Source organism: Paenibacillus sp. FSL H8-0282 (assembly GCF_037963825.1).
Classification (GTDB): Bacteria; Bacillota; Bacilli; order Paenibacillales; family Paenibacillaceae; genus Paenibacillus_AQ; species Paenibacillus_AQ odorifer.
The window spans coordinates 86,562-103,145 of record NZ_CP150146.1 but is presented as its reverse complement, the minus strand read 5'-3'; the positions used below and the strand labels follow the sequence as shown (position 1 = coordinate 103,145).

Here is a 16,584-nt window from a genome sequence, read left to right as displayed (position 1 = left end):
CAGAGGGAACGGTTTCTATCTAATTATTCTTTAAGTTCATAAAGGAATGGCGGAGAGGATGGGATTCGAACCCATGTGGGCTTGCACCCTAACGGTTTTCAAGACCGCCCCGTTATGACCGCTTCGGTACCTCTCCAAATGCATTTAAATTTCACATGCATTAGGATTGTACCATACAATGCAAAGAAAAAGCAACTATATCTTTAAATAGTTTTTGGTTGTATCGATTTTACATTGCGCATATAAGGTTGTAGGCATTCTGGAATCAGAACACTGCCATCCTCTTGCTGATAATTCTCAAGAATTGCAGCAACCGTACGTCCAACAGCCAAAGCAGAGCCGTTCAGCGTATGAACAAATTCAGGCTTCGATTTTGGATCCTTACGGAAACGAATATTTGCCCGGCGTGCTTGGAAGTCTTCTGTATTTGAGCAAGAGGAGATCTCACGGTACATCCCACTCTCAGGCAACCACACTTCCAAATCATACGTCTTAGCCGATGTAAAGCCCATATCAGCCGTACATAACCCAAGTACACGATAAGGCAGTCCTAACAGCTGCAGCACACTTTCAGCGTCTGCTGTCATTTTTTCTAATTCCTCATAAGAGGATTCAGGGGTGGTGAGCTTCACCAACTCTACCTTGTTGAATTGATGCTGGCGAATCAAACCGCGAGTATCACGGCCCGCCGAGCCCGCCTCAGAACGGAAACAAGAGCTGTAAGCTACATGGTATTTAGGCAGGTCAGCTGCCGTTAAAATCTCTTCGCGATAGTAGTTCGTTACCGGTACTTCAGCTGTAGGAATCAAATAGTATTCGGTATCCCGCAGCTTGAACAGATCCTCTTCGAATTTAGGCAGTTGTCCTGTACCATACAAGCTGTCTTTGTTCACAATGTAAGGCGGCAGCATTTCCTCATAGTTATGCTCACCACTGTGAAGATCCATCATAAAGTTAATCAGCGCCCGTTCGAGACGTGCTCCGAGTCCTTTATAGAAAACAAACCGGGATCCTGTAACCTTTGCTGCAGCTTCAAAATCAATAATATCAAGCTGCTGCGCAAGCTCCCAATGTGATTTCGGAGTGAATCCGAACTCTTTGGGCTCCGACCAGCGGCGTAATTCAACGTTATCATCCTCAGACTTCCCTACTGGAACTGAATCATGAGGAATATTAGGGATATTCATAGTAAGATCAGCAATCTGAGCTTCCAGTTCACGTACTTCATCATCAAGCTCTTTAATTCGGTCAGACACTGTACGCATTTCTGTAATTAGATCATCTGCTGGTTCGCCGTTCTTTTTCTTTTTCGCTACTTCACCTGAAACTGTATTACGACGGTTCTTAAGACCTTCGGTTTCTTGCAGTAATTCACGTCGACGCAAATCAAGTTGTGGAAAATCAGCAATTAAGTCCAGTGATTTGCCCCGTTTTTCTAAAGCCTCTTCCACTCTTGCGTAATCACTACGTAGTATTTTTACATCTAACACAAAGTTTCCCTCCTGAAAACAGCCTAAACTCTTTCAAAATGCTGATTACAGCTTTGAAAGAGTCAGGATGTTCTTTATATGCAATTTTGTTGTTGGACTTCCCTATTCGCCTCTACCATATCGGCAAAATATTGGTGCAGTCTGAAATCATCGGTCAGTTCTGGATGAAAAGAACACACCAGCAAGTTGCCTTCGCGCGCGGTTACAATCTCATCATTATAGACTGTAAGCACATCAACTCCCGGTCCTACCTCGTTGATAAGCGGTGCACGTATAAACACAGCACGAACCGGCTCATCAATGCCTTTAACCTCCAGATCACATTCAAAGCTTTCCCGTTGGCGGCCGAATGCATTCCGGGCTACGATAATATCCATTAGCTCCAAATGCCCCGGTTCACCACCGGCAATTTTTTTGGCCAGCACGATCATACCCGCACATGTGCCAAAAATAGGCTTACCCTGATCAGAAAAATCACGGATGGCTTCTATGAAGCCATATTTCCGCATTAGCTTTCCAATCGTTGTACTTTCTCCGCCGGGGATAATCAGGCCTTCAACCTCTTCTAGCTGCTCCACACGCTTGATAGGCACGCCTTCTGCACCGGTCTTCTCTATACTAACAATATGCTCCGTAACAGCGCCTTGCAGCGCCAATACTCCTATCTTCATCCTACAACCTTCTCTCTATTAACGGCCACGCTCCGACATACGTTCAGCCGGGGTGAGAGTTGCAATATCAATCCCCTTCATTGGTGCACCAAGGTTCTTGGATACTTCAGCAATCAGTTTGTAATCAGTATAGTGTGTAGTGGCTTCAACAATCGCACGCGCAAATTTCTCAGGATTGTCCGATTTAAAAATACCCGAGCCTACGAATACACCATCAGCACCCAAATGCATCATAAGAGCAGCATCTGCAGGAGTAGCTACACCCCCAGCGGCAAAGTTAACAACCGGCAGTTTGCCAAGCTCATGTACTTCGAGCAACAGCTCGTAGGAAACTCCCAGGTTCTTTGCTTCATTATATAGCTCGTCCTTGGACAAATTCGTTACTTTACGGATTTGACTGTTGATAAAGCGCATGTGACGCACGGCCTCAACAATGTTGCCTGTTCCTGGTTCACCTTTTGTACGGATCATGGAGGCACCTTCGTTAATACGTCTCAGTGCTTCTCCCAAGTCCTTCGCTCCACATACAAAAGGAACGGTGAACTCATGTTTATCAATATGGAATACTTCATCAGCAGGAGTAAGAACTTCACTCTCATCCAAGTAATCAACACCCAAAGATTCTAGAACTTTCGCTTCTACATAATGGCCGATACGAGCCTTAGCCATAACAGGGATACTTACCACCTTGAGAACCTCTTCTACAATTGTAGGATCGGCCATCCGTGCTACACCGCCAGCTGCACGAATGTCAGAAGGTACGCGTTCCAGAGCCATAACAGCAACTGCACCAGCAGCCTCAGCAATTTTTGCTTGCTCTGCATTCATGACGTCCATAATGACGCCGCCTTTTTGCATTTCTGCCATGCCTCTTTTAACTCGCGATGTACCTGTTTCCATGTCCTAACCCCCCGAATGATCTATCTTAATCTAACTTGTAATTTTACCCCAATGAAGGGAAATCTACAACCCATTTACTCGGATTTACTGCTGATTTCGACACCAAACTGCATTAGAACAAGTTCTTGATCCCTGAAAATAAATCACCGAAGAAATCGCCAATCGCTCTAAGGAACAACTTGAACCAGCCAGCTTTCTCAGCTTCCTCTACAGTGATCAGATTAACTGTTTTCTCCTGTGCTGCTTGCATGCCTTCAGCCTTGTAGGAATAGGTAACTTTACCTACTTTAGAGGACTGAGCTATAGGAGCAACCAAAGTTGCAGGGTCATTTGTTACAACAGTTGTAGTAACTTCAGGAGAAACAGTTCCCTTAGGAACAATGAAAGAAACTCCTTCATCAGTAACTATAGAAACATCTTTATTCTTTCCTTTCAGTACCGGAACTGTTTCCGTGCCAGCAATAACAGCCTTCGGAGCTACAACCTGTTTAATTTCAAAGTTGTTAAATCCGTAGTCGAGCACTTTTTTAGTTTCTGTGAATCGATGTGCCTCTGAGTTAGCACCCATAACAACACTGATTAGACGCATTCCATCACGCACAGCAGTACCGGTAAAGCAGTTACCTGCATTTGTGGTATGGCCAGTCTTCAGTCCATCTAGACCTGGATAAGCATATGCCTTAAAGTTGGGAATACTTTTGTTAGCTTCCAGCATCCAGTTGTAGTTAATGATCGGCGCTGTATCCCGATCACGGAATTTATAAGACTGAATCGTTGTAAATTCAGTGAAGTCCGGGTGGTCAGTAACTATAAATTTAGCAAGAGTAGCTGCATCTCTAGCTGACATTACAGTCTCTTTATCAAGATCAGGACGGAATTTCTTCGGCATGTCTGCCCGATCAAGTCCGGTTGAGTTAATAAAATAGGTATTTTTCATGCCCATTTTCTGTGCAGTCTGATTCATTAGTTCTACGAATTGTTCTTCTGAACCCGATACCAATTCTGCCAAAGCAACCGTGGCATCATTCGCCGATCCTACAGCCATCGCTATGTATAGCTCTTTAACCGTATGTTCATCTCCAGCCGCCAGAAAAATTCGTGATCCGACCTGTTTGGAAGCATTCTCTTGAATGATAACCTTTTGATCCCAAGAGATGTCTCCTTTTTTCACGGCATCAGATACAAGATATTCAGTCATCATCTTGGTCATACTCGCAGGTGGGAGTGGTGTATCTGGATTTAGAGCCATAAGTACTTGGCCTGTAGTTGGTTCTATTAGAATAGCAGAACTCAATTCCAAGTTAAGAGATTCCACAGAAGGGATCTTAACTGCGTTGGTCTTGGGTGCAGTTTCAGTAGCAGTTGCGGCACCTTCGGTTGTAACCGGAGTTTTGCCCGCTTCAGCCAATGCTGGAATTACAGGGTTCATTAACATATTTAAAAGCAGACCTACAGTCGCTGTCTTAATTACAATTTGCTTACCATTAAATTTTAGTTTGTGCTTCAATGATTACGACTCTCCTTTAAATCTCATATCAATAGCTTGTTCTATTCTAACACAGGGGTACCCGCAAAAAAAGACAGACAGGACGAAATAGTCCTGTCTGTCCAAAAAATAATACGGTTAGTCCATTATACGGAATAGTTTGGAGCTTCTTTTGTAATTTGCACATCATGCGGGTGGCTCTCACGAAGTCCAGCACTTGTGATACGAATGAAAGAAGTATCGTTACGCAGTTCTTCCAATGACTTTGTACCGCAATAGCCCATACCTGAGCGCAATCCGCCGATCAATTGATGAACAGTGTCCGAAAGAGGCCCTTTAAAAGCAATACGTCCCTCAATTCCTTCAGGAACGAGCTTTTTATCATCATCTTGGAAATAACGGTCTTTACTGCCTTGTTTCATGGCACTCATGCTGCCCATACCACGATATACTTTAAATTTACGGCCTTGATAAAGCTCAGATTCCCCTGGGCTTTCTTCTGTACCCGCAAACATACTTCCCATCATTACAGCATGAGCACCCGCTGCGATAGCCTTAGTGATCTCCCCAGAATACTTAATACCGCCATCAGCGATAATAGGAATTCCGTACTCACGAGCAACTGTGGCACAATCATAAATGGCTGTAACCTGTGGTACGCCGATACCAGCGATAACGCGTGTTGTACAGATCGATCCTGGTCCAATACCTACTTTAACTACAGATGCACCAGCTTCAATAAGTTCACGGGTTGCTTCGCCTGTAGCTACGTTACCAGCAACAATCGTAAGATCAGGATACAACTCACGAATTTGGCGAACCGCTTCAATAATATTAATGTGGTGACCATGTGCAGAATCGACTACAATCAGATCCACACCAGCTTTTACTAATGCTGCAGTACGTTCGAAGGTGTCTTTAGAGATACCAACAGCTGCTCCAACAAGTAGACGGCCATGTGCATCTTTGGCTCCGTTAGGGAATTGAATAGCTTTTTCAATATCCTTAATGGTGATGAGGCCCTTAAGAATATTATTCTCGTCCACAAGGGGGAGCTTCTCGATCTTATGACGTTGCAGGATACCTTCTGCTTCCTGAAGGGTTGTACCCACAGCAGCTGTTACAAGATTCTCATGTGTCATAACTTCTTTAATTTGAATATTGAAATCATGAATAAAGCGTAAGTCTCTATTAGTCAGAATACCGACAAGTTTATTGTCACTGTCTACAATCGGCACTCCGGAAATGCGATATTTACCCATTAAAAGCTCTGCATCAGATACCATGTGTTCTGCCGTAAGTGAGAATGGATTCGTAATAACTCCGCTCTCGGAACGCTTCACACGATCTACTTCTTCCGCTTGCTGCTCTACAGGCATATTCTTGTGTATAATCCCGATGCCACCCTCACGAGCAATTGCAATGGCCATGGCGGCTTCTGTGACTGTGTCCATACCTGCACTCATAAGTGGAATATTCAACTTCACATTCTTACTTAGAACTGTGGTCAAATCCACTTCTTTAGGCAGTACCTCAGATTTACGCGGAACCAGCAGCACATCATCAAAAGTTAGACCTTCTTTACCAAACTTATCTTTCCACACCTGGGTCATTCCTCCTCGGTTGTTTTAAATTATACCCGCCTACAAACTTTATGAAAGAAGAACCTTTGACTCCAGTCCATTCACGACAGACAATTCTGTACATCTGGGGGCTGAACAAGTGTAGATCTTCAATTAAGGTTTGAGATGCTTATCCAAAAATATATTATTGCCATCTTAGCAAAGGGCATTTGGACTGTCAAGAACATTACATCATCAGAGTAGGTATTCAAAAAACGGCCGCCGAGTAAGCGAATTATTGGACGTTAGTCCGTGCTGGGCGGACAATTTAGTGTGTAAAAAATTCACAATGCATCTCTGTTCACCTTTTAAGCCACGCTTATCTCCATCTTAGTATCTCAAAATATAGCCTAATGAATTCTTTATTTACATAACAAAAAGACCACTGTCGATTACTCAACAGTGGTCTTGTGTGCTTGGCAACGTCCTACTCTCCCAGGACCCTTCGGTCCAAGTACCATCGGCGCTGGAGGGCTTAACGGTCGTGTTCGGGATGGGTACGCGTGGAACCCCTCCGCTATCGCCACCAAACATGCGTCTGTGAAACAGACGCTGCCGCGTGAAATTCGGTTCATCACCAGAAGTGACAATGAATTTCTAAGCGTGTTACAGGCTTGATCGCCTGAAAACTGAATCCGAAACGAATCTGCATTCTACGTATAGGATAAGCCCTCGACCGATTAGTATTGGTCAGCTCCATGCATTGCTGCACTTCCACCTCCAACCTATCTACCTCGTCGTCTTCAAGGGGTCTTACTAATTGGGAAATCTCATCTTGAGGGGGGCTTCACGCTTAGATGCTTTCAGCGCTTATCCCGTCCGTACGTAGCTACCCAGCCATGCTCCTGGCGGAACAACTGGTGCACCAGCGGTACGTCCATCCCGGTCCTCTCGTACTAAGGACAGCTCCTCTCAAATTTCCTGCGCCCACGACAGATAGGGACCGAACTGTCTCACGACGTTCTGAACCCAGCTCGCGTACCGCTTTAATGGGCGAACAGCCCAACCCTTGGGACCTACTTCAGCCCCAGGATGCGATGAGCCGACATCGAGGTGCCAAACCTCCCCGTCGATGTGGACTCTTGGGGGAGATAAGCCTGTTATCCCCAGGGTAGCTTTTATCCGTTGAGCGATGGCCCTTCCATGCGGTACCACCGGATCACTAAGTCCGACTTTCGTCCCTGCTCGACTTGTAGGTCTCGCAGTCAAGCTCCCTTATGCCTTTGCACTCTGCGAATGATTTCCAACCATTCTGAGGGAACCTTGGAACGCCTCCGTTACTCTTTAGGAGGCGACCGCCCCAGTCAAACTGCCCGCCTGACACGGTCCCCGTACCCGGTAAGGGTACTAGGTTAGAACCTAGATACGATCAGGGTGGTATCCCAACGGCGCCTCCACCGAAGCTTGCGCTCCGATTTCTACGGCTCCCACCTATCCTGTACAGATCGTACCCAAATTCAATATCAAGCTGCAGTAAAGCTCCATGGGGTCTTTCCGTCTTGTCGCGGGTAACCTGCATCTTCACAGGTATTAAAATTTCACCGGATCTCTCGTTGAGACAGCGCCCAAGTCGTTACGCCATTCGTGCGGGTCAGAATTTACCTGACAAGGAATTTCGCTACCTTAGGACCGTTATAGTTACGGCCGCCGTTTACTGGGGCTTCGGTTCATAGCTTCGGGTTACCCCTAACCACTCCCCTTAACCTTCCAGCACCGGGCAGGCGTCAGCCCGTATACTTCGCCTTGCGGCTTCGCACAGACCTGTGTTTTTGCTAAACAGTCGCTTGGGCCTTTTCACTGCGGCCCCCTCGTGCTATTCACACTACCGGGGCACCCCTTCTCCCGAAGTTACGGGGTCATTTTGCCGAGTTCCTTAACGAGAGTTCTTCCGCGCGCCTTAGAATTCTCTTCTCGCCTACCTGTGTCGGTTTGCGGTACGGGCACCTTCTCCTGGCTAGAGGCTTTTCTTGGCAGTGTGAGATCATGACCTTCGCTACTATAATTTTCGCTCCCCATCACAGCCCAGCCTTAATGATGTGCGGATTTGCCTACACATCAGCCTCACTGCTTAGACGGACATCCATCAGTCCGCGTCACTACCCTCCTGCGTCACCCCATCGCTCATAGCGGATTACGGTGGTACAGTAATTTCAAACTGTTGTCCTTCGACTACGCCTTTCGGCCTCGCCTTAGGTCCCGACTTACCCTGAGCGGACGAGCCTTCCTCAGGAAACCTTGGGCTTTCGGCGGATCAGATTCTCACTGATCTTTTCGTTACTCATACCGGCATTCTCACTTGTGTAGTGTCCAGCGCTCTTTTCAGTACACCTTCAACCCCTACACAACGCTCCCCTACCCCAGATGCAAAGCATCTAGCCATAGCTTCGGTGGTGTGTTTAGCCCCGTTACATTTTCGGCGCAGAGTCACTCGACCAGTGAGCTATTACGCACTCTTTCAATGGTGGCTGCTTCTAAGCCAACATCCTGGTTGTCTGTGCAACTCCACATCCTTTCCCACTTAACACACACTTGGGGACCTTAGCTGATGGTCTGGGCTGTTTCCCTTTTGACAATGGATCTTAGCACTCACTGTCTGACTCCCGGCAATAAGTATATGGCATTCGGAGTTTGACTGAGCTTGGTAATCCTTGCGGACCCCGCACCCAATCAGTGCTCTACCTCCACTACTCTTATACCGAGGCTAGCCCTAAAGCTATTTCGGGGAGAACCAGCTATCTCCGAGTTCGATTGGAATTTCTCCGCTACCCCCACCTCATCCCCGCACTTTTCAACGTACGTGGGTTCGGGCCTCCAGTGCGTGTTACCGCACCTTCACCCTGGACAGGGGTAGATCACACGGTTTCGGGTCTACGTCCACATACTAATTCGCCCTATTCAGACTCGCTTTCGCTGCGGCTCCACCTTCTCGGCTTAACCTTGCATGTTAAACGTAACTCGCCGGTTCATTCTACAAAAGGCACGCCATCACCCATTAATAGGGCTCTGACTTTTTGTAAGCACACGGTTTCAGGTTCTATTTCACTCCCCTTCCGGGGTGCTTTTCACCTTTCCCTCACGGTACTGTTTCACTATCGGTCGCCAGGTAGTATTTAGCCTTAGCAGATGGTCCTGCTGGATTCATACGGGGTTTCACGTGCCCCGCACTACTCGGGATCCGTCTCGGAGAGAATACAGTTTAGGCTACAGGGCTTTTACCTCTATCGCGGGCCTTTCCAGACCTCTTCACCTACCATATTCCTTTGTAACTCCATGTGAGACGTCCCACAACCCCTAAGAGCAAGCTCTTAGGTTTAGGCTGTTCCGCGTTCGCTCGCCGCTACTGACGGAATCACTATTGTTTTCTCTTCCTCAGGGTACTTAGATGTTTCAGTTCCCCTGGTCTGCCTCTACATTTCCTATGTATTCAGAAATGAGTAACTGCGAATTACCACAGCTGGGTTTCCCCATTCGGACACCCCCGGATCAAAGCTTGCTTACAGCTCCCCGAGGCAGTTTCGTTGTTCGCCACGTCCTTCGTCGGCTCCTGGCGCCTAGGCATCCTCCGTGTGCTCTTATTAGCTTAACCTTGATTTTTCCGTCGGAAAATATCATACGATGACATTCTCTTTGGAATCATCTCACTAATAACATTTACTTGTTTGCACAAGTTGCTAAAAGATGTTCTAAAACGCAAATTCGTTTCGGTATCCAGTTTTCAAGGATCAAGTCTTACTGAGAGCTTAAACTCTCAAAACTGAGCAACGAGTGAGTAACAGGCCTAAACCTGAGTTTTGGAAGCTGAGCTTCCGATTTGAATGTTCTCATTGCAGAGAACGATTCTCCATAGAAAGGAGGTGATCCAGCCGCACCTTCCGATACGGCTACCTTGTTACGACTTCACCCCAATCATCTACCCCACCTTCGGCGGCTGGCTCCCTTGCGGGTTACCCCACCGACTTCGGGTGTTGTAAACTCTCGTGGTGTGACGGGCGGTGTGTACAAGACCCGGGAACGTATTCACCGCGGCATGCTGATCCGCGATTACTAGCAATTCCGACTTCATGCAGGCGAGTTGCAGCCTGCAATCCGAACTGAGACCGGCTTTGATGGGATTGGCTCCACCTCGCGGCTTCGCTTCCCGTTGTACCGGCCATTGTAGTACGTGTGTAGCCCAGGTCATAAGGGGCATGATGATTTGACGTCATCCCCACCTTCCTCCGGTTTGTCACCGGCAGTCACTCTAGAGTGCCCAGCATTACCTGCTGGCAACTAAAGTTAAGGGTTGCGCTCGTTGCGGGACTTAACCCAACATCTCACGACACGAGCTGACGACAACCATGCACCACCTGTCTCCTCTGTCCCGAAGGCCGCCACTATCTCTAGTGGATTCAGAGGGATGTCAAGACCTGGTAAGGTTCTTCGCGTTGCTTCGAATTAAACCACATACTCCACTGCTTGTGCGGGTCCCCGTCAATTCCTTTGAGTTTCAGTCTTGCGACCGTACTCCCCAGGCGGAGTGCTTACTGTGTTAACTTCGGCACCAAGGGTATCGAAACCCCTAACACCTAGCACTCATCGTTTACGGCGTGGACTACCAGGGTATCTAATCCTGTTTGCTCCCCACGCTTTCGCGCCTCAGCGTCAGTTACAGCCCAGAAAGTCGCCTTCGCCACTGGTGTTCCTCCACATATCTACGCATTTCACCGCTACACGTGGAATTCCACTTTCCTCTTCTGTACTCAAGCCACCCAGTTTCCAGTGCGACCTCAGGTTGAGCCCAAGGTTTAAACACCAGACTTAAATAGCCGCCTGCGCGCGCTTTACGCCCAATAATTCCGGACAACGCTTGCCCCCTACGTATTACCGCGGCTGCTGGCACGTAGTTAGCCGGGGCTTTCTTCTCAGGTACCGTCACTCCGGTAGCAGTTACTCTACCGGACGTTCTTCCCTGGCAACAGAGCTTTACGATCCGAAAACCTTCATCACTCACGCGGCGTTGCTCCGTCAGGCTTTCGCCCATTGCGGAAGATTCCCTACTGCTGCCTCCCGTAGGAGTCTGGGCCGTGTCTCAGTCCCAGTGTGGCCGTTCACCCTCTCAGGTCGGCTACGCATCGTCGCCTTGGTGGGCCGTTACCCCACCAACTAGCTAATGCGCCGCAGGCCCATCCCTCAGTGACAGATTGCTCCGTCTTTCATTCTTCTCTCAGGAGAAAAAAGAAATTATCCGGTATTAGCTACCGTTTCCGGTAGTTATCCCAGTCTGAAGGGCAGGTTGCCTACGTGTTACTCACCCGTCCGCCGCTAAGTTATTTTGAAAGCAAGCTTTCAAAATAACTCCGCTCGACTTGCATGTATTAGGCACGCCGCCAGCGTTCGTCCTGAGCCAGGATCAAACTCTCCAATTAGTATTGAAAAGAGCGATATGCTCATTTTGAAACATCTGACGAGAAAATTAATTCTCTAATTTTGGATTTCACTTACGTGATTTCCTACTCACTCGTTGTTCAGTTTTCAAAGATCAAGTTCTCGTTGGCGCCGTTTAATGTCTCAGCAGCAACTCTTATACTATATCATGTTCGGCTATTTAATGTCAAGCTCTTTTTTTAACTTCTTTTTCGAGCTCGGCATGTGTACTTCTTGGCCGGACTTAGAATATATCATGTATGGAGATGCATTGCAAGAGTTTTTTTGAAACTAATATTAAATCTCTACATTCTATAGGAGCGATGAAGTGAAAGCACTGCTTCTAATCAACAGTAGCTGAGAGAACTGCCCTTAGACAGCTCCCTTAAGCCCTGTGTTCTATAGATACTATTCAGTACGGTTACGCATATGTGGAAACAGCAATACATCGCGAATCGATGCAGAATTGGTAAGCAGCATGATCAAACGGTCTACGCCGATTCCCAGTCCGCCAGTAGGCGGCATACCATATTCCAGGGCGCGGATGAAATCATCATCCATCTCATGAGCTTCGTCATTACCTTGCTCTTTCTCCTGGATCTGTGCCTCAAAGCGTTGACGTTGGTCAATCGGATCATTCAATTCACTAAATGCATTAGCGTGCTCACGACCCACAATAAACAGCTCAAAACGATCGGTAAAGCGTGGATCCTCATCGTTTTTCTTCGCAAGTGGTGAAATTTCAACAGGGTGTCCCATTACAAAGGTTGGCTGAATTAGAGTTTCCTCTACAAATTGCTCGAAGAAAGCGTTAAGGATATGGCCGAACGTCATATGTTTCTCAACAGGCACACGATGTTCTTTTGCCAAAGCTTGTGCTTCGTCATCTGTCATGTGAACGCTGAAATCAACACCGGTTACTTCTTTAACAGCATCAACCATAGTTACACGACGCCATCCTGGAGACAGATTTACCTCTTTGCCTTGGTAATCCAGCAGTTGTGTACCTAATACCTCTTGGGCAATATGTGCAATCATATTCTCCGTGAGATTCATGATGTCCTTGTAGTCAGCATATGCTTCGTACAACTCAATCATAGTGAACTCTGGATTATGACGAGTCGACATTCCCTCGTTACGGTAGACACGGCCGATTTCATACACTTTTTCCAAACCGCCAACGATAAGGCGTTTCAAGTGAAGCTCGATAGCAATCCGCATATACAGCTGCATTTCAAGTGTGTTGTGGTAAGTAATAAACGGACGCGCAGCTGCTCCACCGGCGATCGTATGAAGTGTAGGTGTTTCAACTTCAAGATAACCAAGTGAATCCAAATAACGACGCATCGATTGAATAATTCTTGAACGGGCAATAAAGGTCTGTTGAACTTCCGGATTAATAATCAAATCAACATAGCGCTGGCGATAACGCAGTTCTACATCTTTAAGACCATGATATTTTTCAGGAAGTGGCAGCAGGGACTTGGACAAGACTTCGAGATTATGCACTTTGATGGAGGTCTCGCCTGTTTTGGTTTTGAATACTGTTCCACGAACGCCGATAATATCTCCCAGATCGAGAACATTAAACGCCGCGTATTGAGTTTCAGGAATGCTGTCTTGACGAACATAAAGCTGAATTCTTCCGCTAAGGTCCTGGATATGCGCAAAGCTGGCTTTACCCATAACGCGTTTTGCCATAATACGCCCAGCAATGCTCACTTCAACAGAAAGCTCGTCCAATTCCTCTTTGGAAAGTCCATCATACTTAGCTACGATATCGCCAGCGTTAGCTGTGCGCTCGTATTTTTTGCCAAAAGGATCAATACCAAGTCCTCTTAGCTCGTCCAGTTTGGCACGGCGGATCTGCAAAAGCTCACTAAGTTCGTTCTCTGCATTGTCCACATTGTTCATTTCCTCGGTCATGCGATTCATCCCCTTATAACTCAGTAATATCATATACACAAGAAGAAACGGCTCCGTCTCCATAGTTAGAGGACAGTCCCGTTCCAGCTCAAAATATAAGCAGTTTGTTTTACCTATCGTTTCTGGATGATTTGAAAAAAGCTTCCCTAAGGAAGCTTTCCCAAACATGTTCCCTTATCTACCTATGTACAGTGAAGTGACTAATACATATGGCAGCACATCTATTTACAGACATTAAGGTCTGTATATTACTTCATTCTGATATCGAGAATTTTATATTGAATAACTCCTGCAGGTGTAGAAACATCAACTACCGTACCTATTTTTTTTCCGATAATAGCTTTGCCTACCGGACTTTCGTTGGAAATCTTGTTATTCAGTGGATCAGATTCTGCTGTACCTACGATCGTATACTCCATAGTGTCCCCATATTCCAAATCCTCGACACTTACAGTAACACCAATACTTACTACGTCAGTAACGATCTCGTCGCTATTGATGATACGCGCGTTGCGAAGCATCTTCTCCAAAGTGAGAACGCGTCCTTCGATAAAAGCTTGCTCATTCTTCGCGTCTTCATACTCCGAGTTCTCACTGATATCTCCGTAGCCAATCGCTACCTTAATCCGTTCAGCAACCTCACGGCGTTTTACGGATTTGAGGGTCTCCAGCTCATCTTCCAGACGTTTTAGCCCGTCCGGCGTAAGGATGACTTCTTTATCGCTCATCTCAACCGATTCTCCTGTCGTATACAATTATTGAAAACACCATACTATATGCTAATCTAGAAGGATAAGAACCCTCCCTGCTGCATTGCTCTTACTGTAACGGCGATTTTATACTGTGAAATTATATTGGAACCGCTACAAAATGTCAATGACACCACATATAAAGTCAGATGTGTTCAAATATCAGCAGAAAAAAGGCGATTATACAGCAGAAGAAGACATTTCAATGCCCTTGCTCTCTTCTTCATACTTTAATTGAACGACAAAATCATTCAATATCCTCACCATTCCATCGCGTTTTGTTTCTGTCATAAGGACATCCTTCACTCTAGCGGCAGCCTTCAAGCCTTTTAAATACCAAGCCATATGCTTACGCATCTCACGGACAGCTACAGCTTCTCCCTTAAGAGCTACCAGACGATCCATATGAAGAATAGCAACCTTAATCTTCTCATCCAAACCAGGTTCAGGCATAAGCTCGCCGGTGCTCAAATATTGAATGGTACGATACAACATCCAAGGATTACCGAGTGCTCCACGCCCGATCATTACACCATCGCAGCCAGTCTGATCCAACATAGCCCGAGCATCTTCAGGTGTATTAACATCCCCGTTGCCAATAACGGGAATGGAAACTGCTTCTTTTGCCATCTTGATGTAGTTCCAGTCCGCATGGCCTGTGTAAAGCTGCTCGCGGGTACGACCGTGTACGCTGACAGCCTTACCCCCGGCACGTTCAACCGCACGCGCATTATCTTCGACAAAAATATGCTCGCTATCCCAGCCAATCCGCATTTTCACGGTTACCGGTTTATCGACAACATCGACAACCGCAGAGACCATTTCATAGATTTTGTCGGGATTCAAAAGCCAGCGGGCTCCCGCATCACATTTAGTCACTTTTGGCACTGGGCATCCCATATTGATATCGATAATATCAGCATTGGTTTCTTTATCAACGACTTTAGCTGCTTGTACCAGTGATGCTCTATCCCCGCCAAAAATCTGCAAACTAAGCGGTTTCTCCCGTTCATCTACAAACAACATTTCGCGAGTACGTGTATTTCCGTGAATAATGGCCTTATCGCTTACCATTTCCGCACAGACCAGACCTGTACCAAATTCCTTAGCGATCAGACGAAAAGCCGGATTGCACACGCCAGCCATAGGTGCCAGAACAACCTGATTTTTCATCTCAATATCGCCAATCTTCAGCATTCGTATCACTTCCTGCCTTTTAATTCTTGGAAATTATGAGTTGGGATCCACAAGCTCTTCTGTTGTAACCCCTAGAACATTCGCAATTTTATCTAAAATTTGATCTTCTAATCGTCTGTTACCCCTCTCGACTGCACCAAGCACAGCCAAGGAAATTCCGGCAAGATCCGCAAGATCCTGTTGAGTATACCCTTTTAGCTTACGGAATGCCCTGACCCTCCGTCCCAAACGCTTGTTGTCCACAACCGAATTCCTTCCTTCCCGTCTATGTCTTGAAGCGCTGCTGTAATCAGCTTGCGAAGTCCGGAAGATTGTTCATTCTGTGGAACGATGTCACTGAGCGGAAACAATACAAAAGCACGCTCTAACATGCGTGGATGCGGTAACGTTAAATGTGGTGTATCGAGCATCTGACCCTCAACCCACAACAAATCCAAATCTACCGTTCTCGGTCCATAGCGGATATCCCGGATACGACCCAACTGCGTTTCAATCCCCAACATCACTTCCAGCAAGGACTCGGGCGCAAGTGTCGTTCGCAAAGCTGCTGCCATATTGAGAAACTGCGGCTGATCTAAATAACCAACTGGCTCTGTCTCGTAAACTTTGGAGCAGCGGACCACCGATATTTCATCATGAGCGTCCAGTCTGTTCAAAGCCTCTGACAGTGTGCCCTCGCGGTCACCCAAATTAGCCCCTAAAGCAATATAAGCCTCTGATTCTTCAGAGGTGGAATGTATATTCATGGACCTTGTTCTCACTTTCTAGTTCTGCGCAGCTCTACAGTCACTCCCTGAAAATGAATGTCGAAAGGCGGATGAGGTTTAGTTACCTTAACCGTTACTGCATTGATAACAGTATAAGTGTCCAGTACGGAGGATGCAATATATTCTGCCAAAGCTTCAATCAACTTAAAAGACTTTATTTCGACAATATTTTTGACTAATTCATGAACTTCAGCATAATTCACAGTTTGATTCAAATCATCATTCAAGCCCGCACCCTGCAAATCAAGCTCAAGCTCTAAATCAATGTAAAAACGTTGTCCCAGCTTACGCTCTTCCTCAAATACACCGTGGTATCCGTAATATTCCATGCGATGCATTGTCATTTTATCCATGATTAATCCGCCCTTTTTCG

General features: G+C 46.5%; 11 protein-coding genes, 1 tRNA gene and 3 rRNA genes. All 15 read right to left on the bottom strand.

Annotated elements, in window-relative coordinates; genetic code table 11:
- Window positions 1-47: 47 nt before the first annotated feature.
- Window positions 48-136: transfer RNA gene (locus NST94_RS00470), tRNA-Ser, on the bottom strand.
- A gap of 67 nt (window positions 137-203) precedes the next feature.
- Entirely contained in the window at window positions 204-1,490 is a 1,287-nt protein-coding gene (gene serS, locus NST94_RS00465) for a serine--tRNA ligase (protein WP_038568043.1), read from the bottom strand.
- 74 nt (window positions 1,491-1,564) lie between these two features.
- Complete coding sequence (gene pdxT, locus NST94_RS00460) at window positions 1,565-2,161, bottom strand: pyridoxal 5'-phosphate synthase glutaminase subunit PdxT (RefSeq protein WP_339281543.1); 597 nt, start codon at window positions 2,159-2,161, stop codon at window positions 1,565-1,567.
- An 18-nt stretch (window positions 2,162-2,179) separates the two neighbouring features.
- Complete coding sequence (pdxS, locus tag NST94_RS00455; RefSeq protein ID WP_036679980.1) at window positions 2,180-3,061, bottom strand: pyridoxal 5'-phosphate synthase lyase subunit PdxS; 882 nt, start codon at window positions 3,059-3,061, stop codon at window positions 2,180-2,182.
- A 112-nt stretch (window positions 3,062-3,173) separates the two neighbouring features.
- Window positions 3,174-4,568, bottom strand: a complete 1,395-nt coding sequence (locus NST94_RS00450) for a D-alanyl-D-alanine carboxypeptidase family protein (RefSeq protein ID WP_339281542.1) — start codon at window positions 4,566-4,568, stop codon at window positions 3,174-3,176.
- Between the two features lie 125 nt (window positions 4,569-4,693).
- On the bottom strand, window positions 4,694-6,151 hold the full coding sequence (gene guaB, locus NST94_RS00445) for an IMP dehydrogenase (RefSeq protein WP_036679982.1): 1,458 nt from the start codon (window positions 6,149-6,151) through the stop codon (window positions 4,694-4,696).
- A gap of 432 nt (window positions 6,152-6,583) precedes the next feature.
- Window positions 6,584-6,700, bottom strand: a 5S ribosomal RNA gene (gene rrf, locus NST94_RS00440).
- Between the two features lie 129 nt (window positions 6,701-6,829).
- Window positions 6,830-9,755: ribosomal RNA gene (locus NST94_RS00435) — 23S ribosomal RNA — on the bottom strand.
- 261 nt (window positions 9,756-10,016) lie between these two features.
- Window positions 10,017-11,574 (bottom strand): 16S ribosomal RNA (locus tag NST94_RS00430).
- The 16S, 23S and 5S rRNA genes sit together here, the layout of an rRNA operon.
- 406 nt (window positions 11,575-11,980) lie before the next feature.
- Entirely contained in the window at window positions 11,981-13,498 is a 1,518-nt protein-coding gene (gene lysS, locus NST94_RS00425; RefSeq protein ID WP_038573979.1) for a lysine--tRNA ligase, read from the bottom strand.
- 248 nt (window positions 13,499-13,746) lie between these two features.
- On the bottom strand, window positions 13,747-14,226 hold the full coding sequence (gene greA, locus NST94_RS00420) for a transcription elongation factor GreA (RefSeq protein WP_036678719.1): 480 nt from the start codon (window positions 14,224-14,226) through the stop codon (window positions 13,747-13,749).
- Window positions 14,227-14,427: 201 nt separating this feature from the next.
- Window positions 14,428-15,444 (bottom strand): tRNA dihydrouridine synthase DusB, encoded by a 1,017-nt coding sequence (gene dusB, locus NST94_RS00415; protein WP_339281541.1) that lies wholly within the window; start codon window positions 15,442-15,444, stop codon window positions 14,428-14,430.
- Window positions 15,445-15,477: 33 nt separating this feature from the next.
- On the bottom strand, window positions 15,478-15,687 hold the full coding sequence (locus NST94_RS00410; protein ID WP_076099929.1) for a helix-turn-helix transcriptional regulator: 210 nt from the start codon (window positions 15,685-15,687) through the stop codon (window positions 15,478-15,480).
- On the bottom strand, window positions 15,639-16,190 hold the full coding sequence (gene folK / locus NST94_RS00405) for a 2-amino-4-hydroxy-6-hydroxymethyldihydropteridine diphosphokinase (protein WP_076186832.1): 552 nt from the start codon (window positions 16,188-16,190) through the stop codon (window positions 15,639-15,641). The genes NST94_RS00410 and folK overlap by 49 nt, the downstream gene beginning before the upstream one ends.
- An 11-nt stretch (window positions 16,191-16,201) precedes the next feature.
- Window positions 16,202-16,564 carry a dihydroneopterin aldolase gene (folB, locus tag NST94_RS00400; RefSeq protein WP_076138480.1) on the bottom strand — a complete coding sequence of 121 codons (363 nt, stop codon included), beginning with the start codon at window positions 16,562-16,564 and terminating at the stop codon, window positions 16,202-16,204.
- Window positions 16,565-16,584: the final 20 nt, after the last annotated feature.

What these genes read in the sequence shown, in the direction of transcription:
- folK (WP_076186832.1), bottom strand. Translation starts at nt 16,190, where the DNA reads ATGAATATACATTCCACCTCTGAAGAATCAGAGGCTTATATTGCTTTA.
- dusB (WP_339281541.1), bottom strand. Translation starts at nt 15,444, where the DNA reads ATGCTGAAGATTGGCGATATTGAGATGAAAAATCAGGTTGTTCTGGCA.
- pdxS (WP_036679980.1), bottom strand. Translation starts at nt 3,061, where the DNA reads ATGGAAACAGGTACATCGCGAGTTAAAAGAGGCATGGCAGAAATGCAA.
- lysS (WP_038573979.1), bottom strand. Translation starts at nt 13,498, where the DNA reads ATGACCGAGGAAATGAACAATGTGGACAATGCAGAGAACGAACTTAGT.
- folB (WP_076138480.1), bottom strand. Translation starts at nt 16,564, where the DNA reads ATGGATAAAATGACAATGCATCGCATGGAATATTACGGATACCACGGT.
- pdxT (WP_339281543.1), bottom strand. Translation starts at nt 2,161, where the DNA reads ATGAAGATAGGAGTATTGGCGCTGCAAGGCGCTGTTACGGAGCATATT.
- greA (WP_036678719.1), bottom strand. Translation starts at nt 14,226, where the DNA reads ATGAGCGATAAAGAAGTCATCCTTACGCCGGACGGGCTAAAACGTCTG.